The following is a 20993-nucleotide window of genomic DNA, read 5'->3' as shown; positions in this document are numbered from 1 at the left end:
GATCGAAAGATCATGGCTGAGAACACCATCCCCGTCGCCGCGTTCGGTCCCGGCGCGAAGGGCGTCGACGTTCCCGTGCTCGACTCCCACCTGCATCACATCGAGCAGGGCAAGGGCTCACCGATCGTCTTCCTGCACGGCAGCCCGACGAGCTCGTTCCTCTACCGCCACGTGTTCCGGCTGCTGGCGGGCCGCGGCCGCCTGCTCGCGGTCGACCTGATCGGCTTCGGCGACTCCGGCCGCCCCGCGATCGACTACGAACTGGCCGACCACGAGCGCTATCTCGACGCCTGGTTCGACGCGCTCGACCTGCGCGACGTGACGCTCGTGCTGCAGGACTACGGTGCGGCGTTCGGTGTCTCCTGGGCGGCCCGCCACCCCGAGCGGGTGCGCGCGGTGCTGCTGGCCGAGCCGGTCATCCGCGACATCGAGTCGGCGGCGCTGCCGGCGGCGTTCGTGGGCGCGCAGCAGCTGATCCGCACGCCGGGCGACGGTGAGAAGTTCGTGGTCGAGGACAACGGTTTCATGACCCAGGTGTTCCCGGGCGCCTTCCTCGAACCCCTGGCGGCGGAAGACCTGGCGGTCTACCAGGCGCCGTTCCCGACCCCGGAGTCGCGCGCCCACCTCATCCGGTTCCCGCGCAACCTGCCGATCGACGGCGTCCCCTCCTCCAGCGTCGACTTCCTGGCCCGTAACGAGAACTGGCTCTCGACCTCGGCCGACGTGCCCAAGACCCTGCTCACCTACGAGCCCGGCTTCCTGCTCACACCCACCATCGAGACCTGGATCCGCGAGAACGTCGCGAACATCGAGATCCACGCGGGCGGGGCCGGCGTCCACTTCGTGCAGGAGGAGCAGCCGCAGGGTCTCGCCGATGCCGTCGTGGCCCTCCTCGGGCGGGCCGCGCGATGACCCTCGTACGCCCCGGGTCGGCCGAGCTGGGGGCCCTGCTCTCACGTATTGCCCAGGGTTCCGCCGACCGGGAGGCCACCGGCACGGCGCCTTTCGAGCAGATCGCCTGGATCAGGCAGGCCCGCCTCGGCGCGTTCCGCGTGCCCGTCGCCGACGGCGGCGGTGGGGCCGGCGTCCGTGAGTTGTTCGATCTGGTGGTCCGTCTCAGCCACGCCGACTCCAACATCGGCCACCTGCTGCGCGCCCACTACGGCACCGTCGAGGACATCCTGACCTGGCCCGCCTCACCCCGGCGCGAGCGCTGGATCGCCCGGGTGGCCGAGGGGGAGCTGTTCGGCAACGGAAATAACGAGCTGGGCGCGAAACACGCCGGTGACTACAACAAGTCGACGACGTTCACGCCCGACGGCGACGACTACGTCGTCAACGGCACCAAGTACTACTCGACCGGCACGCTCTACGCCGACCATACGTTCGTCACCGGGGTGACCGACGCGGGTGTTCCGGTGCAGGCCCTGCTCACACTGGGAACCGACGGCATCACGATCGAGGACGACTGGGACGGCTTCGGTCAGTCGCTGACGGCCACGGGGACCACACGTTTCGAGGGTGCCCGGGTCTCGGCGCAGGAGGTCACCCTGCCGCCGGAAGGGGTCATCCCGCGCTGGCACCTGGGCCCGTTCTACCAGCACTACCTCAATGCCGTCGTGGCCGGGAACACGCAGTCCGTGCTCGACGACGCGGTCGCCCTGATCCGCTCCCGGACAAGGAGTTTCACCCACGGCTCGGCCGACCTGCCCCAGGACGACCCGGTGCTGCAGGAGGTCGTGGGGGAGATCTCGGCCCTGGCCTCGGCGGCGACCGCAGTGGTGCTGGAGACGGCCGACGTGCTGGCCCGCATCCCCGAGCACCACACCGACGAGGTGGTGCACGAGGCGGGGCTGCGGGCCTCCCAGGCGCAGGTGGTGGTGCACGACCTCGGTCTGCGCGCCGCGACGGCCCTGTTCGAGGTCGGCGGGGCGTCCGCGGTCAAGCGCTCGGCCCACCTGGACCGGCACTGGCGCAACATCCGCACGGTGGTCTCGCACAACCCGGTGCGGTTCAAGAACCGCGCCATCGGGGACCTGCTCGTCAACGGCCAGACGCTGCCCGACAACACGTATTTCTGAGAGACGGTAGCCATCTCGTGACTCGCCAGCTGCACCTGAATCTGTTCATCCTCGCCTCGGGGCACCACGAGGCGGCCTGGCGGCACCCTTCGTCCACCCCGGAGCGGATGTTCGATCCGGCCTTCTACACCGAACTGGCCCGGGCGGCCGAGGCGGCGGCCTTCGACGCGGTCTTCCTGGCCGACATCCCCAAGCTGGACGACAACATCGAGTTCAACTCGGCCGGCCGGCTCGACCCGCTCGTGACCCTGGCGACCATCTCCGGGGCCACGGAGCGGATCGGGCTGATCGGCACCGCGTCCACCACCTACTCCCACCCCTGGCAGCTGGCCCGCTCGCTCTCGAGCCTCGACCACCTGTCCCGGGGCCGGGCGGGGTGGAACATCGTCACCACGGACTCCCCGGCGGCGGCCCGGAACTTCGGGCTCGACGCCAGTCCCGACGCGGCGACCCGGTACGAGCGGGCCGGCGAGTACGTGGACGCGGTGCTCAAGCTCTGGGACAGCTGGGAGGACGACGCGATCCGCCTGGATCGCGTGTCGGGTCGCTATCTCGACCCGTCCCGCATCCATCATCCGGGCCTGCGCACCCCGCACGTGAAGGTGGCGGGAGCGCTCACCACCCCGCGCCCGCCGCAGGGCTATCCGGTGCTGGTGCAGGCCGGATCGTCCAACCACGGACGGGCGTTCGCGGCCAGGTACGCCGAGGCGATCTTCACCGCCCAGCAGCACATCGACGATGCCCGGGCCTTCTACGCCGACGTGAAGGGACAGGCCGCCGCGCGGGGACGCGACCCCGGGCACGTGAAGATCCTGCCGGGTCTGAGCCCGGTCATCGGGGGGACCGAGGAGGAGGCGCTGCGTCTGCAGGCCGAACTCAACGAGCTGACCGTGCCGGCGTTCGGGCTGATGCAGCTCAAGGATTTCGCCTACGTCGACCTGGACCACCTCGACCTCGACGAGAAGGTTCCGCAGGAGGCGTTCGCCGGTGCGGGGGACGTGACGGACAACCTGAAGAGCCGCACCCAGGTGTACGCGGACATCGTCCGTCGCGAGAAGCCCACCCTGCGCGAACTTCTGCACAAGCTGGCGGGTGCGCGCGGGCACAAGGTGCTGGCCGGGACCCCGGAGCAGATCGCCGACCACGTCGAGCACTGGTTCAGCAACGGCGCTGCCGACGGCTTCAACGTCATGCCGCCGTCCCTGCCCGGTGGGCTCGACGCGTTCGCCGAGACGGTCGTGCCCATCCTGCGCAAGAAGGGCCTGTTCCGCGAGGGATACACCGGCACGACCCTGCGCGATCACCTTGGCCTGCCCCGCCCGGAGAACCAGTACACGAGCTAGCGGGGTGGTGACGGACCTTCGTCCGGGATCAGGCAAAACCTCCCCGGGGAGGTTTTGCCTGATCACGAAAAGGATGTGGTTACATCTCTTCCGCGGTGCCGCTGACCTGGATCCGACCGGTGGCGGGGACGGACACGCGGATGAGTGAGGGCCGGCCCACCTCCCGGCCCTGCTCGACCGTGATCTCCGCGGGGACGGGGAGGTGGCTGCCGTGCCGCAGGTAGGCCCCGAGCCCGGCCGCGGCCGATCCCGTCGCCGGGTCTTCCCGGATGCCTCCGCGCGGGAACGGGTTACGGCTGGCGAAGCGGGTCTCGTCCAGGCGCTGCACGACCGGGACGGTGCCGTCCCAGCCCTCGCGGTCCTGGAGCCGGAGCACCGCGGCGGAGTCGTGGTCGAGCCGGGCGAGGACGCCGGGCCCGACCGGCACGATCGGGTGCGGGTTGGCACCCCGCAGGAAGGTGGGCGGCAGGGCCGGGTCCAGGTCGGCCCGCGAAAGTCCGAGCGCGTGCAGCAGTTCGTCGAGCAGCGCCCCGTCGAGGGTTTCGACCGAGGTCTCCACCGCGGTCAGCGACGCCTGCTGCGGTGTGGCTTCGACAGGCACGACTCCCACGTTGGTCGTCAGGCTGATCACCGGGTTCGCCCCGTTGCGCGCCAGGGCGACGCCCGAGGCGATGGTGGCGTGGCCGCAGAAGGCGATCTCGGCGCGGGGTGTGAAGTAGCGGATGCGGGCCGAGTCCGGCGTGACCGAACTCAGGAAGGCGGTCTCGCTGAACCCGAACCGGGCTGCGGTGCTGAGCATGTCGGCGTCGGACAGGTGCTCCGCGTCGAGCACGACCCCGGCCGGGTTACCGGAGGCGGGTTCGTGCTGCGACGTGGTGAAGGCCCGGAACTTCAGTTCTCTCATGCGGCGTGCTCTCTCGTCATAGGGGGTATTCAACGAGGTCGCCCGGCGGGGTGGCTACGGCCAATTCACAGGTCGTGGCCACCCCGTCGGTGTCAGAACGCGTTGACGCCGGTGCGCTCGACCGAAAGGTCCCACAGGCGTTCTGCTTCGGCAGGGTCGGTCGCCCAGCTGCGGACGCCGCCCATCACGGTGGTGGACTCCTGCGGTGCGGGTGCGGCGACGTTGCAGTCTTCCAGGTAGAGGCCGCCCAGCCCGTTCAGCAAGGGGGAGGTGGCCGCCCAGACCTGAGTGGCCGCGCCCTGCTCCGGAGTCTTGAAGTCGGCCAGCTGGTTCCCGTCGGCGTCGATCCAGCCCATGTCGACCATCTCCTGCTTCGGCAGGTGACGCTGCAACGGAGTGAGAATGCCGCCGGGGTGCACGGAGAAGGCCCGTACTCCCTGGGGCGCGGCCAGCTGGTCCAGGCGCCGGGCGAAGAGGGCGTTGGCCGTCTTGGCCTGGGCGTAGGCGCGCCACTTGTCGTAGTCGTGGGTGAAGTCGATGTCGTCCCACTGGATGCCACCGCGACGGTGACCGCTGGAGGAGACCGACACGACGCGTCCCCGGCCCCGGGCGATCGCCGGCCACAACCGGTTGACCAGGGCGAAGTGGCCCAGGTGGTTCGTGCCGAACTGTGACTCCCAGCCCGGCCCGACGGTGGTGTACGGGTTGGCCATGATGGCGGCGCTGTCGATGGTGTGGTGGATGTCGCGGCCGCTGCTCAGGAAGCGCTCGGCGAACGCCGCGACCGATGCCTGATCGCCCAGGTCCAGCTCGTCGACCTCGGTGTTCGGCACCTCGGCGAGCGCCTCGGCCGCTACCTCCGGGCGCCGGGCCGGCACCACCACGTGGGCGCCCGCTGCGGTGAGCGCCTTCGTCGCCTCCAGCCCGAGGCCGGAATAGCCACCGGTCATCAGCACCAGCCGGCCGCTCAGATCGATCCCGGCCAGCACCTGCGTCGCCGTGCTCTTCGCGCCGAACGGTGAGTCGATGGGGTGCTGAATGACGTCGTGCATCTCGTCGGTCATGGGGAGAACCTACGACTGCTGTCGTCGATGTGCGGTTCGGCCTTCCCGGCCCGCACTCCAGGACAGAATTGCTTCGAATTCGAAACGGGTCTATCGTCTACCTCACTGCTTCGAGTTCGAAGCACATTAGTTCTCCTGAGATGAGGCTCCCCATGAAGGCCATCCGTTTCTCCCAGTACGGCGCTCCCGAGGTCCTGACCTACGAGGACGTCGAGCAGCCGGTCCCCGGCGCCGGCCAGGTACGGATCCGGGTCGCGGCCACCTCGTTCAACGGGGTCGACGGCAACATCCGCGCCGGCTTCATGCAGGGGCCGATCCCGGTGCAGCTGCCGCACACGCCCGGTTCCGACGTCGCCGGCACGGTGGACGCCCGGGGTGAGGGCGTCGACAGCCTCCGGATCGGTGACCGGGTCATCGGCTTCCTGGGGCTGACCGGGCAGGCGTCCGCGCAGTACGTCCTGGCGCCGGCCGAGCTTCTCGCCGCGGCCCCCACGAGCATCCCCCTGCCCGACGCCGCCGCGCTGCCGGCGGTCGGGCTGACCGCCTACCAGGCCCTGTTCGAGCACGCCGGGCTGACCGCCGGGCAGCGGGTGCTGATCAACGGCGCGGGGGGAGCGGTCGGGGGCTACGCCATCCAGCTGGCCAAGAACGCCGGTGCCCACGTGATCGCGGTCGCCGGGGCCCGCAGCGCCGAGCGGGCCCAGAACGCCGGGGCGGACGAGGTGATCGGCTACGGCACCGACCTGGTGGAGGTGGTGGGCGAGCCGGTCGATGTCGTGCTCAACCTCGCACCGATCCAGCCCGGGCAGCTGACCGGCCTGGCCCCACTGGTGCGCGACGGTGGCGTCGTGGTCAACACCACCGTGTGGATGCCCGCCCCTTCCGTACCCGAGCGCGGCGTGCGCGGCATCGACATGTACGTCCGCGGTGACGCCGCCCAGCTCGCGCACCTGGTCTCGCTCATCGATCAGGAAGAGCTGCGTGTCGACGTGGCCGAGCGGGTGGCGCTGGAAGATCTGGCCTCGCTGCACGCCCGGGCGGCCACCGGTGGCGTCTCGGGCAAGGTCATCGTCGTCCCGCCCGCTGTCTGAGGGGGCTGCGGGCCTGCCCACGACTCGTTCGGGTGAGTGCGTTCCGGACGCGGTTCACGCCGTCCCCGCCGTGTCCAGTACGGCGGGGACGGATCAGGCAGGTGACCAGGAGGAGTTCCTGGACGCTCGTCCGGTCAGGCTGGGCCGATTAGTACCAGCCGACGGATTCGCTGTGACTCCAGGCGCCGCAAGGAGTTCCGTAGCGGTCGGAGATGTAGTCGAGTCCCCAGCGGATCTGGGTGACCGGGTTGGTCTTCCAGTCCGAGCCGGCGGAGGCCATCTTGCTGCCGGGCAGGGACTGGGGGATGCCGTAGGCACCGGACGAGGGGTTGGTGGCCTGGTAGTTCCAGCTGCTCTCCCGGGTCCAGAGCGAGTCCAGGCAGGTGTACTGGGCGGAGGACCAGCCGCGGTCGGTCAGCAGGATCTTCGCGGCGGCCTGCGGGTTCTTCCGCGAGTTCGCCAGGGACAGGGCCGAGGACGACGAGGTCGTGGCGGCCGCCGTCGGCTCGGAAGCAGCGGCTTCCGCCTTCGCCTTGGCCTTGGCCTCGGCGAGTGCGGCGGCCTTCTCTGCCGCCTCCTTCTTCTCCTTGGCGGCCTTGGCCTCCGCCTTGCGTCGGCGGGCCTCGGCCTCCGCCTTGCGTCGGCGGGCCTCGGCCGCCTCGGCCTTCTGCGACTGGGCCGCAGCGGCTTTCGCCTTGGCGGGGGAGGCGTCCTTGAGGTTCTTCAGCGTGGTGGCCGTCACCTCGGCCCGTTCGGCCTGGGCTGCGGCCTCGGCCTGGGCGGCGGCCGTCTGGTTCGCGCTCGGCTGTTCCTGCAGGGCGTCGAGAGCGAACGCCGCGGTGCTGGCACTGCTGTCGCCGTCGAACGGGTCGGCGAACTGAGAGATCGCGACACCCTCGGCGCCCACGACCAGCGCCATGACCAGCAGGCGGGTGGCGGTGCCGTGGAGACGACCGATCCGGCGCCGGGGAGCTTGCGGCGTGGACTCCTGGGTGTCGGTGGGGTCGGCGGTGAGATCCAGGCCCCATTCCGTGGAGACGGCCAGGGGGACCAGGGGAGGCTGCGGAAGCGCGCGGTGGAACGCGTCGGCCGACGGCGGGGGCGGCACGGGCATGTCGATGCCGGCCGGGCGCCCGGGGTTGGTGCGGGGGATGGGCAGGACCGCGGGGGTCGGCAGCATTGCGTGCGGGTACTGCGTCTGCAGGGTGGACCGGCGCGTCGCCTCCGCGCTGCGCGGGGCAGAAGCCGGAGCCGAGGGCCGCTGGTGGCCCGACTGGTGCCCGGACGGACGGCTACCCGAGGGGCGGGTGTGCGAGGTGCGCCGCGCGGCGGCCCGGGCCTCGGCCCGGCGCAGGTCCGATCGCTTGGGGTAGCTCTTGATGCCGTCCTGGCTCAGCACGGGGATGCCACCGGTGTTCAGCCAGTGCTCCGCAAGGTCCTCTTCGGTCTCCGGGCCCACGGTTGTCGTCACGACCTCCACCGTGGCGAATCAGAACAAGAACCACAACCGTTTCAGCAGAGAGTTAGGAAAGGTTTGATATCAATTCGTGTCCAACTGCAGGTTTCCGCCGGGGGAACCGCTCCGTCCGGAGGGAAGACCGGGGACTCTCGGTAGCGATACGTGGACTTTTCGTGATGATCCGTCCGCGCACAGTGTGGAACGGTCACGCTCGGCGAGCGAGTTCAAGGGATGAAGGAGGTTCCAGACCCGGAAAGATGGCCGCCTTCGTCCGTAACTCGCGGTGGAGAAGGGGCGGGGTCGCTGCCGGTGGTCTCCCGGGGAGATCCACCGGGGATGGGACGAGGCCTGCCGCGGCCCGGTACGAGGTCGGTGGGCTGATCCGGCTGCCGAGTGTGGCCGCCTACGGGCGGCGTGTACATCGCCCTGATCGCGGCGCCGGGTGTCGCGTCGCCCAGGCCGGGCGATGCCCATCGGGGCATCCACAGGTTCACGGTTCAGGTCCCGTACGGGCCCTGATCCGTGCTTTGCGTTGACAGGATCGTTACCCGTCAAGGCAACATGTGGTGTCCGTTAGGTAACCTTTGGGGGGATACCGATGCCACGACACGATCGTCCGCTGCGCCCGGACGGATCACCTCTGATCAATTTCGCGGCCGACCTGCGACGACTGCGCGAGAAGGCCGGCAAGCCGAGTTACCGGGAGCTGGCCCGGGAGGCGCACTACTCCTCGACCACCCTCTCCGACGCCGCCGGGGGGCGGCGTCTGCCCACTCTTCCCGTGGTCCGGGCCTACGTGCGGGCCTGCCAGGGAGACGTTCCGGAATGGGAACGGCGCTGGCGGGCGCTCGCCGCCGCGCATCACGAAAGTCACTGCACGGCGCCGCATCCAGGATCAAAGGCGTTGCAGCCCGAGCACGCCGACCGGTTCTTCGGACGGGACGCGCTGTTGCAGGGAGCCATTGAACGGCTGACCGAGAACCGATTCCTCGCCGTGGTCGGAGCCTCGGGGGTCGGGAAGTCGTCCCTGCTGCTCGCGGGGGTGACGGCCCGGCTGCGCGCCGAAGGTCTGGCCGGCCGTCCGGCCGTCGCGGTCGAGGTGATGACGCCGGGCGCCCGTCCGGCGCAGGAATTCGGTTCCCGGCTGGCCCGGCACGACAGCCCCGGTGACCTGGTCGTCGTGATCGACCAGTTCGAGGAGGTCTTCACCCGGTGCCAGGACGAGCACGAGCGGGCCGCCTTCGTCGAGGCGGTCACCGAGGACACCGGGCCACGGGTGGTGATCGGGTTGCGGGCCGACTTCCTGGCCCGCTGCGCCGCCCCTCCGGCGCTGGGGAACTGGATCTGCCGTTCGCAGATCCGGGTCGGGGGCCTCGGTCCGGACGAACTGCGGCAGGTGGTGACGGGACCACCCGAGCGGGTGGGGTGCACGGTCGAGGAGTCCCTGGTCACGACCGTGGTGGCCGATTACTGCGGGCGTGCCGGGGCATTGCCGGTGCTCTCGCAGGTACTGCTGGAGACCTGGCGGCGACGGGTCACCGAGACACTCACCCTCGCCGACTACGAGAGCGCGGGCGGGGCCTTCGCCCGGTCGGCCGAAGTGGTCTACCGGTCGATGGACGAGCGCAGGAGGCAGATCACCCGCGGGCTGTTCCTGCGGATGACCCGGCTGGGGGAAGGGATCCCGGACTCCGTCCGGTGCCTGTGGCGCGACGAACTCGATGGCGCGGACCCGGAAACCCAGGCCGTCCTGGAGATCCTGGTCGGTGCCCGGCTGGTGACGGTCGACGAGCACACCGTCCAGCCGGCCCACGAAAGCCTGATCACCACCTGGCCGCGCCTGCGCGACTGGCTCCAGCACGACCGCGACGACCTGCGCGTCCACCGCAACCTCACCGAGGCCGCCCACTCCTGGAAGTCTCTCGCGCAGGACCCGGGCGCCCTCCTGCGCGGCGTACAGCTGACGACCACGCGGGAATGGGCGGTGCGCGACGGGCACGACCTGCGCACCACCCCGGCCGAGCAGGACTTCCTGACGCAGAGCGTGGAGGCCGAACGCCAGGACCGGGCCGAGGGTTCCCGGCGTGAACGGCAGGTGCGTCTGATGGCGGCCGGTCTGGTGGCGCTGCTCGTCGCCCTGGCCGGCGTCACCCTCGTGGCGGTCGGCCAGTGGCGCGACGAAGACGGCGCGCAGGGTCCGGCGATCTCGCGGCGGCCGGTGTCCGCGTCCCGGCCATTGGCGCTGTCCCGACCCGACATCGCCGTGCCGGACACATTGTCCGGACGATGTCTGGGCTGATCAGGCCCGGATCGCCGGACGTCTGTCCGGACGCCGGATATCTCTGCGGTGTCCGGGCTTTGATGTCCGGCGGCCGTCCGGACCGACCGGACAGGCATCCGTTGCTAGACATGGTGATGCCTGAGGCGTCGCGGCGGTCAGCCGGCCGCGTGGGGGTCTCCGGCACAACTCGCGACACACAGGTCGCATCGCATCCCTGACAGACGACGTCGACGTCGTCCGGAGAGAGGACCTCACAGTGATCACGAAATTCTCGTCCCGTCTGGCCAAGTACGCCCTCGTGCCGACGGCGGTGGCCGCACTCGCCACCCCGGTGGCGCTGACCATGGTGGCCGGTGGGGCGTCCGCCGCCGCGTCGTGCGGGCGGACGGCGGCGGACAGCGACAGCAGCAGCTGGCCGCGGCAGACCTCGGGGGTGTCCGCGAACCAGCGCAGCGGCTCGAGCACCAGCTGCGGCATCACGGGGTACGCCGACAACCGGAACACGCTGGACTACCACTGCTACACGGTCGCCAGCGACGGCTCTACCTGGACGTACCTGCGCAACGACACCGACGGTACGGCGGGGTGGGTGAAGGACTCGCTGCTGCCGAACAACGGCTCGAATGTGTACTGCGGCTTCTGATCCCGGCCGGTTCCTGAATCCGTCGGCGTGATCGACTGATTCGAGCAAGGGGACGCGGGTGGTCACCTCCTCCCGGAGGTGGCCACCCGCGTCCATCAAGATTGGTTCATTAGCCGACAGTTCCGGTTTCTTCCCGACGCCCCGCCGGTGCGCGGGGTCAGGGCCACGCGGGACTCGAACGGCGGCTGGATCAGCGGGGAGCTGGTGCCGGCGCAGGAGCGGTGAGGGGGCGGATCAGGCCGAAGGATCGGACGCTAGGGTTGCGGCGTGATCAACGAGCATCTGTCGAGCTTCGCCGGCCTGCCGATCTACTCGCTGGAGGACGAGGCGCCACACGATGTCTCGCAGGTCGCCTGGCGGGTGGGGCTCGACTACGACATGCCGGAGGCGGAGTTCGAGAGCGGCCTGGATGAGGTGCTGGATCGCACCGGCACCGGCGGCCCGGCGACTCTGGTGCTGGGCTCCTGGGGCGAGCCCTACGAGAGCACGGTGCCGCTCCAGCTGCTGATCGATCGCGCTGGGCGGATGGGCGGGCTGCGCTCGCTCTTCGTCGGGGACATCGTCATGGAAGAGGCCGAGATCTCCTGGATCGAGCAGGACGACTACACGCCGCTGCTGGCGGCGTTCCCTCAGCTGGAACGCCTGTGGATCCGCGGTGGTACCGGGCTGACGATCCAGCCGCTGAGTCACGGCGCCCTCGTCGAACTGGTGGTTCAGGCCGGGGGGACGCCGCCGGAGTTCGTGCGCGCCATCAGCCGCAGCGAGCTGCCGCAGCTGGAGCACCTCGAGCTGTGGCTCGGCACGGAGGATTACGCGGGCGGGGCGACCGTGGCCGATCTCGAGCTGATCCTGAGCGGGCAGGTCTTCGCGACGATGACCCGGCTGGGACTGCGCAACGCCGAGAACGCCGACGAGGTCGCGGCCGCTGTCGCCACCGCGCCGGTCGTGGCGCGCCTGAAGGAACTGGACCTCTCCCTCGGCACGCTCGGCGACGTGGGGGCGCAGGCGCTGCTGGCCGGTCAGTCGCTCACCCACCTGGACAGGCTCGATCTCCAGCACCACTTCATGAGTGCCGAGATGGCCTGGCGGGTGGTCGAGGCGCTGGCTCCGACGCAGGTCGACGTCTCGGACGTGCAGACCGAGGACGAATCCGAGGACGAGAAGTACCGCCGGTTCATCTCGGTCTCGGAATGACCTCGAGCCGGCCCCTGGCCGTGGTGGGGAACCCGGCGAACCGCCGGGTGACGATGTTCCTTGACGCGGCCCGCAGCGCTGGTCTGCCGGAGCCGCACGTGTTCGCCTGGAAGGACGTCCTCCATCGGGGTGTGGTTCCGGGGCCGGGAACCTGGGTGCGTATCGACTCACCGGGTGAGGACGCCGAGGTGGACGTTCTCCTGCGCAGCCTCGGGGCCGGTGCTCCGGTGCGGATGGCCGGGCACGGCGAGATCCTTGGTCTCGCCGATGCCCACGCCGGTCTTCGGCTGGCTCTGGAGCGAATCGCCGCCGGCGGCGGGAGGCTTCTGAACCCGGTGCAGGACGTACTGGTGATGGGGGACAAACGGCGCACGCATGCGCTGCTGGCCTCGCGTTCGGTGCCCGTGCCGCAGGCGCTCGCGACCGTTCACGGGTGGGACGACCTGCGCGCCCGGATGAGTGAGGTCGGCTGGTCACGGGTGTTCGTCAAGCCCGCTCTGGGGTCCTCGGCGTCGGGGGTGCTGGCGCTGAACGTCGCCGGGGCCCGGGTTTCCGCGCTCACCTCGGTCGAACGTGTGCCGGACGGGCGGCTGTTCAACAGCCTGCGGATGCGTCGCTACCGCGACGAGCGTGAGGTGGCCGCGATCGTCGACCGGCTGGCCCCGGACGGGCTGCACGTCGAACGCTGGTTCCCCAAGGCTTCGTGGGCCGGGCGGGTGCTGGACCTGCGGGTCGTGGTCACCGCGGGGCGTCCCCGGCACATCGTGGTGCGCACCTCCGGGCATGCCATCACCAACCTGCACCTGGGCAATGCCCGGGGCGACGTCGAGGCGGTCCGCTCCGCCGCCGGAGCTGTGGCCTGGGAGGAGGCCATGCAGACCGGCCGGCGGGTGGCGGCGTGCTTCCCGGGGAGTCTGCACGTCGGCGTGGACCTGATGTTCGCCCCGTCCTGGCGCCGGCACGCGGTGGCTGAGGTCAATGCGTTCGGTGATCTGCTGCCCCGGGTCCTGGCCGACGGGCTCGACACCTACAGTGAGCAGATTGCCGCACTGCAACAGATCCAGGAGAAGAACCTCGCGTGCGTGATCTGATCGGAAGCCATGACCTGCTCTTCCTGACGCTCGACACGTTGCGCTACGACGTGGCGCTGGAGCTGATGGACGCCGGGCGTACCCCGCACCTGCGCCGGGTGCTGCCGGGTGGGTCCTGGCAGAAGCGGCACAGCCCGGCCAGTTTCACCTACGCCGCGCACCAGGCGTTCTTCGCCGGGTTCCTGCCGACCCCCATCACTCCGGGGCCGCACGAACGGTTGTTCGCCGCCCAGTTCCCCGGCAGCGAGACCAGCGGGGACAACACCTACGTCTTCGAGGCGCCGGACCTGCCGACCGCCCTGAGCGCCGCCGGGTACCGCACGCTCTGCTTCGGGGGAGTGGGCTTCTTCAACCCGGCCTCGGCGCTCGGGAAGGTGCTGCCCGGGTTGTTCGCCGAGGCCTACTGGGAGCGGGAGTTCGGCGTCACCGCCCCGGACTGCTTCGACGCACAGGTCGACCGCCTCACGGTGGCCATCGCCGACACCCCGCCGCAGCAGCCCCTGTTCACTTTCATCAACGTGGCCGCCCTGCACCAGCCGAACCGGCACTACCTGCCCGGCGCCACCCGGGACACCCGGGAAAGCCACGCCGCCGCACTGGAATACGTCGACTCGGTGCTGCCGCGGCTGTTCGATCTGGTCACGAGCAGAAGACGTCCGTGCCAGGTGATCATCTGTTCCGACCACGGGACGCTGTACGGGGAGGACGGTCACACCGGGCACCGGGTGGCTCACGAACACGTGTGGACGGTTCCCTACGCGGACTTCGTGCTGGAGGCATCGTGAGTCTCGACGGCTCCCCGTACCAGGGCTATCTGTACGCCTACCCGCACAAGACGGCTTACCGCCTCCTGGAACCGCGGCCCCGGCTGAGCGAGGTGTGGGCGAACGAACCGACCTCGTCCCTGTTCGCCTACGTCCACATCCCGTTCTGCGAGATCCGCTGCGGCTTCTGCAATCTCTTCACCCGTACGCGCCCGCCCGCCGAGCAGGTCACCGCCTATCTCGCTCAGCTCGAACGGCAGGCCCGGGCGGTGCGTGACGCGCTCGGTGGTCAGCCCTCGTTCGCCCGCCTGGCGATCGGCGGGGGTACCCCGACCTACCTGAGCGCCCCGGAACTGCGGCAGCTGTTCGCCATCATCGGCGAGACCCTGGGTGCGAGCGCGATCCCGGCCACGGTCGAGACCTCGCCGGCCACCGCGACACCCGACCGGCTCGCGGTCCTGGCCGAGCACGGCGTCACCCGGGTCAGCATCGGGGTGCAGAGCTTCCTGGAGTCCGAGGCCCGCGCCGCGGTCCGCCCGCAGAAGCCGAGTGAGGTGCAGTCCGCCCTGGAGACCATCCGGGCCGGCGACGTCCCCAGTTTGAATCTTGATCTGATCTACGGCATCGACGGGCAGACCCGTGAGAGTTGGCAGCAGTCGCTGACGCAGGCGCTGAGCTGGCGGCCCGAGGAGATCTTCCTGTACCCGCTGTACGTGCGCCCGCTGACCGGCCTGGGCCGCCGGGCCGCCACGATCGCCGACTGGGACACCCAGCGCCTGGAGCTGTACCGGCATGCCGTGGACGTGCTCGAAGACGCGGGGTACGTGCAGGATTCGATGCGGCAGTTCCGCCGCGCGGACGCCCCGGCCGACGACGCCCCGGACTACACCTGCCAGGACGACGGCATGGTCGGGCTCGGTTGTGGGGCACGCTCGTACACCCGGGATCTGCACTACTCGTTCGACTATGCCGTCAGCGTTCCGCAGGTGCGGGCCGTGATCGAGGACTACATCGAGCGTCCGGCCGACGATTTCCGCTACGCCGAGTTCGGTTTCCACCTGGACGAGGGCGAGCAGCGGCGGCGCTGGCTGGTCAAGTCACTGCTGCGCGCCGACGGCATCGATGCCGCCGCCTACCGGGCGCGGTTCGGTACCCGTCACGACGAGGACTTCCCGCAGCTGCCGGAACTGGCCGAGCGCGGCTGGCTGGAGCCTGGTCTGGAGCGGCTGACCGCCGATGGGCTGGCCCGCTCCGATGCGATCGGCCCCTGGCTGGTCTCCGGCCCGGTCCGCGCCGCCATGGCCGCCCACACGCTGCGATGAGTACCTTTCTCGGCCTGCCCTCTGCTCCACCGGTGCTGGCTCCGGAGAAACTCTCGATTTTGTACCGGGGTTCGCTGGCCAGCTGCAACTACGACTGCCCGTACTGCCCTTTCGCCAAGCGCGTGGACCCACCCGAGCTGCTGCGCCAGGACCGGGCCGCGCTGGAGCGCTTCGTCGACTGGGCGATGGCCACGACCGATGTTCGCCTGTCGATCCTGTTCACTCCCTGGGGCGAGGGGCTGACCCGCTCCTGGTACCGCGAGGCGATCGTGCAGCTGTCGCATCAGCCTCACCTCGACCGGGTGGCGATCCAGACCAATCTGGCCGCCCGGGTGGAGTGGATGGCCGATGCCGCGCCCACGGCCGCTCTGTGGGCGACCTACCATCCGGGACAGGTCACGCTCGAACGGTTCCTGGCCCGTTGTCGTCGTCTGGACGATCTGGGACGGCGCTACTCCGTCGGCGTGGTGGGCCTGCCCGAACACCACGCCGACGCCCTGGAACTGCGCGCAGCCCTGAAGCCGTCGGTCTACCTGTGGGTCAACGCCGCCGAGGGATACACCTACCCGGCTGAGGAAGAGGCCCGCTGGACCGCTCTGGACCCACGCTTCGGCGACAGCGTCCGCCCGCACGCCTCACTGGGAAAGCCTTGCCACGCCGGCGAAACGGCCATCTCGGTGATCGGCGACGGCACGGTGCGCCGCTGCCATTTCATCGACACTCCGCTGGGTAACCTCTACGACGGCAGCTGGCGGGCGGCCCTGCGACCACGGGCGTGCACCAACCAGATCTGCGACTGCCACATCGGCTACGTCCACCTCAAACCCCTGGCGCTGTACGACGTCTACGGCGCCGGGGTGCTCGAGCGGATCCCGGCCGACCGGTAGGGCACGTGCGACCAGTCGGCGCAGGGGATCAGGCCGCGGGGAACTGCTTGGCGCCCTTCTGCACGGAGGTGGAGATCTTGATGCCCTTGTCGATCAGGCGGTTGCCGTTCACGTCGGTGATGCGGATCGTGTTGCCGCAGCCCTTGCCGGTGCTGGACTCGAAGTAGTTGTAGTCGCGGCGGGTGAGCTTGAACCAGCCCGAGGCGGTCTTGAACTCGATGGTGCGGATCGGGTTGCGGTGGTTGCGCACCTGGACGCCGCACCACCACTGCGTGGACCCGTCCTTGTACACGTACCGCACCGGGGTGGTCAGTTTCGGGCTGAGCAGCTTCCAGGTGACGTTGATCTGGCCCTTCCCGGGAGCCAGCTTGTCGAAGGCCTGCTTCGACAGGTCGAGCTGACGGGACTTGCAGCTACCGGGACAGAGGTCGACGATCTTCACCGTGATGCTTTTGCCGTTAGCAGCGGTCACCTTGACGTAGGCGCCGCACATCAGCGAGCCCTGATAGTCGGCCGTGTTCAGTGCGGCCACCATCAGGGTGCTGCTGCGAGCGAAACTGCAGGCCCCGGTACCGTCGGCGTCGTAGTAGGTGGCGATGCCCTTGTACGTCGTGCCGAGCGTGACCCGGTCTTTCACTGCGCTGGTGGTGATGTCACCGGCAGAGGACGAGGCGGTCACGGGGGTGACCGCGGAACTGGACTGGGCGAAGTACACACCTCCGCCCACGGCTACCAGGACGGTCAGGGCGGCGGCGACACGAGCGCTGAGCTTCTTTCGGGACACGCCGTGGATCTTCGCGGATCGGGCGTCAGCTGGGCGTTCTGTCCGGGTTAAGAAACCGCTCGTCGCATTGACCCGGGTCGGTGTAGGCGATGGTGCACACGCCGTCACGACATAGCCGCTAGCTTGCCGTTCATGTCCAGCCCGTGGTTCCAGCAGGCTACCCACGCCAATCCCTCCCACCGCCCCTGGTACAAGAAGAAGCGGTTCGTGATTCCGATCGGATTGTTCCTGGGGCTGGGGTTACTGGGCGCTTTCATCGACGAGCCGGTGGAGAAACCGTCGGCCCGGCAACAGCCCGGTGTCGGGGTGAGCACGAGCGAGCCGTCCACGTTGCAGGCCGAGGCGGCCGCCCTGGCCGAGGCGCGGGTCTCGGCGACGGCGGAGGCCCGGGCCCGGGCGGAGGCGAGGGTCCGGGCCAGGGCCAGGGCGAGGGTTCAGGCCAAGGCCCGGGCGAAGGCTCGCGCCCTGGCTCGGGCGAAGGCGAGGAAGCGGGCACGGATCCTGGCGGCGAAGGCACAGGAGCGACGTCGGGCCGAGGCGGCAGCAGCCGAGGAGGCAGAGGCCGCGCAGGAGGCGGAACCGGTCGCGGCGTACTACGCGAACTGCACGGCCGTCCGGGCCGCCGGTGCGGCTCCGATCCGTACCGGCGATCCGGGGTACAGCCGCAAGCTCGATCGCGACGGTGACGGTGTGGCCTGCGAATAAGCCCCTTCCGGGTCAGGAAGTCGAGCGGGCTCAGGCAGCACTACCGGCTCGAGTCGGACTTGGACATGATGGCGCGTGCACCAACTGGTTCTGTCTCATGCTTGGAGGGTCTCCCGTGCCACCTCGGGTCCGTGCCGCTGCCCCCGTCGTCATCGGGCTCATACCCCTGTTCTCGCTCGCCGGTGCCGGACCTGCGCACGCGGGCGACTCCTCGGAGCCGCTCCAGCTCGGGGCGGCCCGGGTGACGACCGGCAAGGCGCTCCTGGGCAAGCTGACGGTGCGGGCCGAGCACCGGGGTGGCTACCAGCGGTCGAAGTTCAAGCACTGGATCGACGTGGACAACGACTGCCAGGACACCCGCTCCGAGGTTCTGCAGAGAGAGTCCCAGGTCAAGGTCGCCTTCTACTCGGCCCGCCAGTGCGCTGTCCTGACCGGGCGATGGACGTCTTCCTATGACGGGCTCGTCGTCACCCAGGCCGACCAGCTCGAGGTGGACCACGTGGTCGCTCTCAGCGAGGCCTGGAAGTCCGGCGGGTCGACCTGGAAGAAGGCCAGGCGAACTCGGTACGCGAACGACCTGGGGTTCGCCTGGACGCTGGAGCCGGTGACCCGTAAGTCGAACCAGGACAAGGTTGATCAGGATCCCGCCGAGTGGCTCCCGGCCCAGGGCCGCTGCGCCTACGCCCGGCACTGGGTGGCGATCAAATACCGGTGGCGCCTGAGCATCGACACGGCGGAGAAGCGAGCGCTCTCGGGGCTTCTGTCGGGTGACTGCGGCCTCCTGAAGCTGAAGGTGCCGGCCCGGGCCCAGTGAGCCACCCGGCGAGCCAACCGGTGCGTCGGCCGGGTTGCGAGACCCGCCGGGCCCGGCGGAGAAGGCGTTGCCAGATCCGGGCCGGCGGTCTGTCCTGGCCAGATGCAACCCGCGACCGTCCACGGCCGGGCCCCTGGTCTCCGGCCTGCTCGCCGGGGTCTGGCCCGAGGTGTTCGGCTACCGCACCACGTTCGGGCTGTGCGCGCTCACCGCCGTCCTGGCAGCCGTGGCCTTCGGCAGCCGCAGCCGCCGATAATGGGCGCATGGCCCAGCCCTTCGACCCCGTGGACCGCCGTCCGACCCTGGAGGACGTGGCCCGGGCCGCCGGGGTGTCCCGGGCGACGGTCTCGCGGGTCATCAACAACGTGCGCAACGTGGACCCGGACATCACCCAGGCCGTGACCGAGGCGGTCGTCGCCACCGGGTACGTGCCCAACCAGGCCGCGCGCTCGCTGGTCACCGGGCGCACCGGCACGATGGCGCTGGTCATCAGCGAGGTGGTCCACCGGGATCCGGAAGACCCGTTCACGAGCCAATTTCTCGCCGACCCGTTCTTCGGCCGGGTCGTCGCCGGGCTCTCGAACGCGTTCGCGGAGGCCGGGGTGCGCCTGACGCTGACCTTCGCCGAGTCCGACGGTGCCCGGGCCCAATTGATGGACGACCTGCACGCGGGTCGCTGCGACGGTGCGGCGGTCATCTCGCTGTACCCGCGCGACCCCCTGCCCGGACTCCTGAGCGCGGTCAAGGTGCCGGTGGCCTTCTTCGGCCGCCCGCCGCGAGGTCTGCCGTTCAGCTACGTGGACCTGGACAACCGGGAGGGTGGCCGGCTCGCCGCCGAGCGCCTGATCGAGCTGGGTTGCCGCCGGATCGCCACCATTGCCGCTCCCGCGCAGTCGATCGCGGGCAAGGAACGCACAGCCGGCTTCGCCTCGGTGCTGGCGGCCCGGGGTATCCACGAGTTCCCCTGCGAGGCCGGTGACTTCACCCAGGCCGGGGGAGAGGTGGCGATGGAACGTCTGCTGGCCCGCGCCCCGGGCCTCGACGGGGTCTTCGCCGCCTCCGACCTGATGGCGGTAGGAGCCGTCGGGATTCTGAAGGACAGTGGACGACGCGTGCCCGAGGACGTCTGCGTGGTCGGCTTCGACGACGGCCGGGCGGCGACCGCCAGCCGGCCCCTGCTGACGACGGTGCGTCAGCCGGTCGAGGACATGGCTGCCGAGATCGGGCGCTTGCTCGTGTCCGTACCAGCCGATGGACGCGTGCGGTCGGTGATCTTCCGGCCCACCTTGGTGGTGCGCGGCTCGGCTTGATCCGAAGTCTTCGAAAATTGTTCGAGGCCGAAAACTTTCAGGTGCCGACCGGTCGGCGCACCGTCGCGACGGCCTGATTGACACCCAGGACTCCGGTCAACCATGTTGGAGAGCGCTCTCCACATCCCTGACCGGAGGAGCACCGTCATGAAACGCTGGCAAGTCACCACCGGACTCACCGCTGTCGTCGCCGGATTCGTGCTGGTCGTGACCAGTGCGGGCTGGGCTCCCGCCGCCCCGGCCCTGGCCGCGACCGGTTCCGTGCACCACGCCGCCCCGGCCGCCGCGGCCTTCAACCCCAACCTGGACCCGGGTGAGTCCGTCACGCTCTCGCCCCCGGTTGCGGGCATCGCCCCGCACCCGGGATTCCAGCCCGCGCCGGACACGTATCACCATGAGTTCCAGGCCAATTGCGCTCCCAATCATGCGGCCTCCGACGACCCGATCGTCTTCCCCGGCCAGGCCGGGGCCTCGCACAACCACACCTTCATGGGAGCCAGTACCACCAACGCCCGCAGCACGACCGGGTCGCTGTACGCGTCGTCCACCTCGTGCGTGACCCCGCAGGACAAGTCCGCCTACTGGTTCCCGACCATGTACAACGGCGACCAGGTGATCACGCCGAGCGGCGCTCAGGTCATCTACTACAAGTCGGCCGTGTACGACTACACCACGGTCGTCCCCTTCCCCAAGGGCCTGCGCTTCGTCGTCGGCAGCCCGACCGCCACCCTGGACGAGTTCAGGAACGCGCCGGGAGCGGTCGAGGGCTGGGAATGCGGTGACAGCACGAGGAACTGGGACTTCCCGGCGAACTGCCCGGCCGGCACGCAGCTGAACGTACGAATGCAGTCGCCTGGCTGCTGGGACGGCGTACACCTGGACTCGGCCGATCACAAGAGCCATATGTCCTACCCGGTCGGGAACGCCGCCGACTACGGTCACCTCGTGTGCCCGGCCAGTCACCCTGTAGCGGTACCGATGATCGAGTTCAAGATGGCCTTCCCGGTCTCCGGTGACATGTCGAAGGTGCGGCTGGCCAGCGGGCGCGGCTACTCCTGGCACTACGACTTCTTCAACGCCTGGGACCCGACCATCCTGAGTCCGCTCGTCCACCATTGCATCAACGGTGGTCTGCAGTGCAACCCGCGTGGTTTCGACCTGTACAAGCCCAGCCGGGGGGCCGTGCTGGACGAGAACTACCAGCTCCTGCCCGGCGTTTCCTGAACCGCCCCTGAACCCGTCCGCAGTAATCGTCA

20 protein-coding genes are annotated in these 20993 nt (G+C 69.9%); 16 read left to right on the top strand and 4 right to left on the bottom strand.

Annotated elements, in window-relative coordinates:
- The first annotated feature begins 12 nt into the window (after nt 1-12).
- Genes LR393_RS14740 through LR393_RS14730 form a run of 3 tightly spaced genes read left to right on the top strand, consistent with a single transcriptional unit; the run spans nt 13 to nt 3424 of the window.
- On the top strand, nt 13-912 hold the full coding sequence (locus LR393_RS14740) for a haloalkane dehalogenase (RefSeq protein ID WP_231484478.1): 900 nt from the start codon (nt 13-15) through the stop codon (nt 910-912).
- Complete coding sequence (locus tag LR393_RS14735; RefSeq protein ID WP_231484477.1) at nt 909-2081, top strand: acyl-CoA dehydrogenase family protein; 1173 nt, start codon at nt 909-911, stop codon at nt 2079-2081. Before LR393_RS14740 ends, LR393_RS14735 begins: the two co-directional genes overlap by 4 nt.
- Nucleotides 2082-2098: 17 nt before the next feature.
- A complete protein-coding gene (locus LR393_RS14730; RefSeq protein WP_231484476.1) occupies nt 2099-3424 on the top strand; it encodes an LLM class flavin-dependent oxidoreductase in 1326 nt (441 codons plus the stop codon).
- Between the two features lie 79 nt (nt 3425-3503).
- Here the strand turns inward: LR393_RS14730 and LR393_RS14725 are convergent, their stop codons facing one another.
- Together LR393_RS14725 and LR393_RS14720 are read right to left on the bottom strand one after the other, a co-directional pair.
- Complete coding sequence (locus LR393_RS14725) at nt 3504-4328, bottom strand: PhzF family phenazine biosynthesis protein (protein ID WP_231484475.1); 825 nt, start codon at nt 4326-4328, stop codon at nt 3504-3506.
- Nucleotides 4329-4420: 92 nt separating this feature from the next.
- A complete protein-coding gene (locus LR393_RS14720) occupies nt 4421-5392 on the bottom strand; it encodes an SDR family NAD(P)-dependent oxidoreductase (protein WP_231484474.1) in 972 nt (323 codons plus the stop codon).
- 152 nt (nt 5393-5544) lie between these two features.
- On the opposite strand from LR393_RS14720, the gene LR393_RS14715 reads away from it, so the two are divergent.
- Nucleotides 5545-6483: an NADP-dependent oxidoreductase gene (locus LR393_RS14715; RefSeq protein WP_231484473.1), complete on the top strand. Its 939-nt coding sequence runs from the start codon at nt 5545-5547 to the stop codon at nt 6481-6483.
- A 148-nt stretch (nt 6484-6631) separates the two neighbouring features.
- On the opposite strand, the gene LR393_RS14710 is transcribed toward LR393_RS14715, so the two are convergent.
- Complete coding sequence (locus LR393_RS14710) at nt 6632-7954, bottom strand: aggregation-promoting factor C-terminal-like domain-containing protein (RefSeq protein WP_231484472.1); 1323 nt, start codon at nt 7952-7954, stop codon at nt 6632-6634.
- A 586-nt stretch (nt 7955-8540) separates the two neighbouring features.
- Between LR393_RS14710 and LR393_RS14705 the strand changes: the two genes are divergently transcribed.
- The 7 genes from LR393_RS14705 to LR393_RS14675 all read left to right on the top strand — a co-directional run bounded on the left by LR393_RS14705 (nt 8541) and on the right by LR393_RS14675 (nt 16124).
- Nucleotides 8541-10241: a helix-turn-helix domain-containing protein gene (locus tag LR393_RS14705; protein ID WP_231484471.1), complete on the top strand. Its 1701-nt coding sequence runs from the start codon at nt 8541-8543 to the stop codon at nt 10239-10241.
- A gap of 238 nt (nt 10242-10479) precedes the next feature.
- Nucleotides 10480-10866 carry a hypothetical protein gene (locus LR393_RS14700; protein ID WP_231484470.1) on the top strand — a complete coding sequence of 129 codons (387 nt, stop codon included), beginning with the start codon at nt 10480-10482 and terminating at the stop codon, nt 10864-10866.
- Between the two features lie 267 nt (nt 10867-11133).
- Nucleotides 11134-12060, top strand: a complete 927-nt coding sequence (locus tag LR393_RS14695) for an STM4015 family protein (RefSeq protein ID WP_231484469.1) — start codon at nt 11134-11136, stop codon at nt 12058-12060.
- Complete coding sequence (locus LR393_RS14690; protein WP_231484468.1) at nt 12057-13151, top strand: STM4014 family protein; 1095 nt, start codon at nt 12057-12059, stop codon at nt 13149-13151. The genes LR393_RS14695 and LR393_RS14690 overlap by 4 nt, the downstream gene beginning before the upstream one ends.
- Nucleotides 13139-13936: an STM4013/SEN3800 family hydrolase gene (locus LR393_RS14685; protein ID WP_231484467.1), complete on the top strand. Its 798-nt coding sequence runs from the start codon at nt 13139-13141 to the stop codon at nt 13934-13936. Before LR393_RS14690 ends, LR393_RS14685 begins: the two co-directional genes overlap by 13 nt.
- Nucleotides 13933-15237: an STM4012 family radical SAM protein gene (locus LR393_RS14680; RefSeq protein WP_231484466.1), complete on the top strand. Its 1305-nt coding sequence runs from the start codon at nt 13933-13935 to the stop codon at nt 15235-15237. Before LR393_RS14685 ends, LR393_RS14680 begins: the two co-directional genes overlap by 4 nt.
- Nucleotides 15234-16124, top strand: a complete 891-nt coding sequence (locus tag LR393_RS14675) for an STM4011 family radical SAM protein (RefSeq protein WP_231484465.1) — start codon at nt 15234-15236, stop codon at nt 16122-16124. Before LR393_RS14680 ends, LR393_RS14675 begins: the two co-directional genes overlap by 4 nt.
- A 28-nt stretch (nt 16125-16152) precedes the next feature.
- Here the strand turns inward: LR393_RS14675 and LR393_RS14670 are convergent, their stop codons facing one another.
- Nucleotides 16153-16908, bottom strand: a complete 756-nt coding sequence (locus LR393_RS14670) for an RlpA-like double-psi beta-barrel domain-containing protein (protein ID WP_231484464.1) — start codon at nt 16906-16908, stop codon at nt 16153-16155.
- 132 nt (nt 16909-17040) lie between these two features.
- Here LR393_RS14670 and LR393_RS14665 point away from each other — a divergent pair, with 132 nt between their 5' ends.
- The 5 genes from LR393_RS14665 (at nt 17041) to LR393_RS14645 (ending at nt 20961) form a co-directional block, all read left to right on the top strand.
- On the top strand, nt 17041-17613 hold the full coding sequence (locus LR393_RS14665) for an excalibur calcium-binding domain-containing protein (protein WP_231484463.1): 573 nt from the start codon (nt 17041-17043) through the stop codon (nt 17611-17613).
- Nucleotides 17614-17728: 115 nt separating this feature from the next.
- Nucleotides 17729-18427, top strand: coding sequence for an HNH endonuclease family protein (locus LR393_RS14660; protein WP_231484462.1), 699 nt, complete (start codon nt 17729-17731; stop codon nt 18425-18427).
- A gap of 67 nt (nt 18428-18494) precedes the next feature.
- The gene (locus LR393_RS14655; RefSeq protein WP_231484461.1) at nt 18495-18683 is read left to right on the top strand and encodes a hypothetical protein; all 189 of its coding nucleotides are present in this window, start codon (nt 18495-18497) and stop codon (nt 18681-18683) included.
- 7 nt (nt 18684-18690) lie between these two features.
- Complete coding sequence (locus tag LR393_RS14650) at nt 18691-19737, top strand: LacI family DNA-binding transcriptional regulator (protein WP_231484460.1); 1047 nt, start codon at nt 18691-18693, stop codon at nt 19735-19737.
- 147 nt (nt 19738-19884) lie between these two features.
- A complete protein-coding gene (locus LR393_RS14645) occupies nt 19885-20961 on the top strand; it encodes a DUF1996 domain-containing protein (protein WP_231484459.1) in 1077 nt (358 codons plus the stop codon).
- Nucleotides 20962-20993: the final 32 nt, after the last annotated feature.

The sequence above is a fragment of the Kineosporia mesophila genome, assembly GCF_021129235.1.
Classification (GTDB): Bacteria; Actinomycetota; Actinomycetes; order Actinomycetales; family Kineosporiaceae; genus Kineosporia; species Kineosporia mesophila.
Note: the sequence above shows the minus strand (reverse complement) of the source record. Positions and strands in the feature narration are given on the sequence as shown.

Excerpts from the sequence above, each read along its gene's own strand:
- LR393_RS14735 (WP_231484477.1), top strand. The coding sequence starts at position 909 with ATGACCCTCGTACGCCCCGGGTCGGCCGAGCTGGGGGCCCTGCTCTCA.
- LR393_RS14720 (WP_231484474.1), bottom strand. The coding sequence starts at position 5,392 with ATGACCGACGAGATGCACGACGTCATTCAGCACCCCATCGACTCACCG.
- LR393_RS14740 (WP_231484478.1), top strand. The coding sequence starts at position 13 with ATGGCTGAGAACACCATCCCCGTCGCCGCGTTCGGTCCCGGCGCGAAG.
- LR393_RS14650 (WP_231484460.1), top strand. The coding sequence starts at position 18,691 with ATGGCCCAGCCCTTCGACCCCGTGGACCGCCGTCCGACCCTGGAGGAC.
- LR393_RS14665 (WP_231484463.1), top strand. The coding sequence starts at position 17,041 with ATGTCCAGCCCGTGGTTCCAGCAGGCTACCCACGCCAATCCCTCCCAC.
- LR393_RS14645 (WP_231484459.1), top strand. The coding sequence starts at position 19,885 with ATGAAACGCTGGCAAGTCACCACCGGACTCACCGCTGTCGTCGCCGGA.
- LR393_RS14690 (WP_231484468.1), top strand. The coding sequence starts at position 12,057 with ATGACCTCGAGCCGGCCCCTGGCCGTGGTGGGGAACCCGGCGAACCGC.
- LR393_RS14715 (WP_231484473.1), top strand. The coding sequence starts at position 5,545 with ATGAAGGCCATCCGTTTCTCCCAGTACGGCGCTCCCGAGGTCCTGACC.
- LR393_RS14675 (WP_231484465.1), top strand. The coding sequence starts at position 15,234 with ATGAGTACCTTTCTCGGCCTGCCCTCTGCTCCACCGGTGCTGGCTCCG.
- LR393_RS14705 (WP_231484471.1), top strand. The coding sequence starts at position 8,541 with ATGCCACGACACGATCGTCCGCTGCGCCCGGACGGATCACCTCTGATC.
- LR393_RS14725 (WP_231484475.1), bottom strand. The coding sequence starts at position 4,328 with ATGAGAGAACTGAAGTTCCGGGCCTTCACCACGTCGCAGCACGAACCC.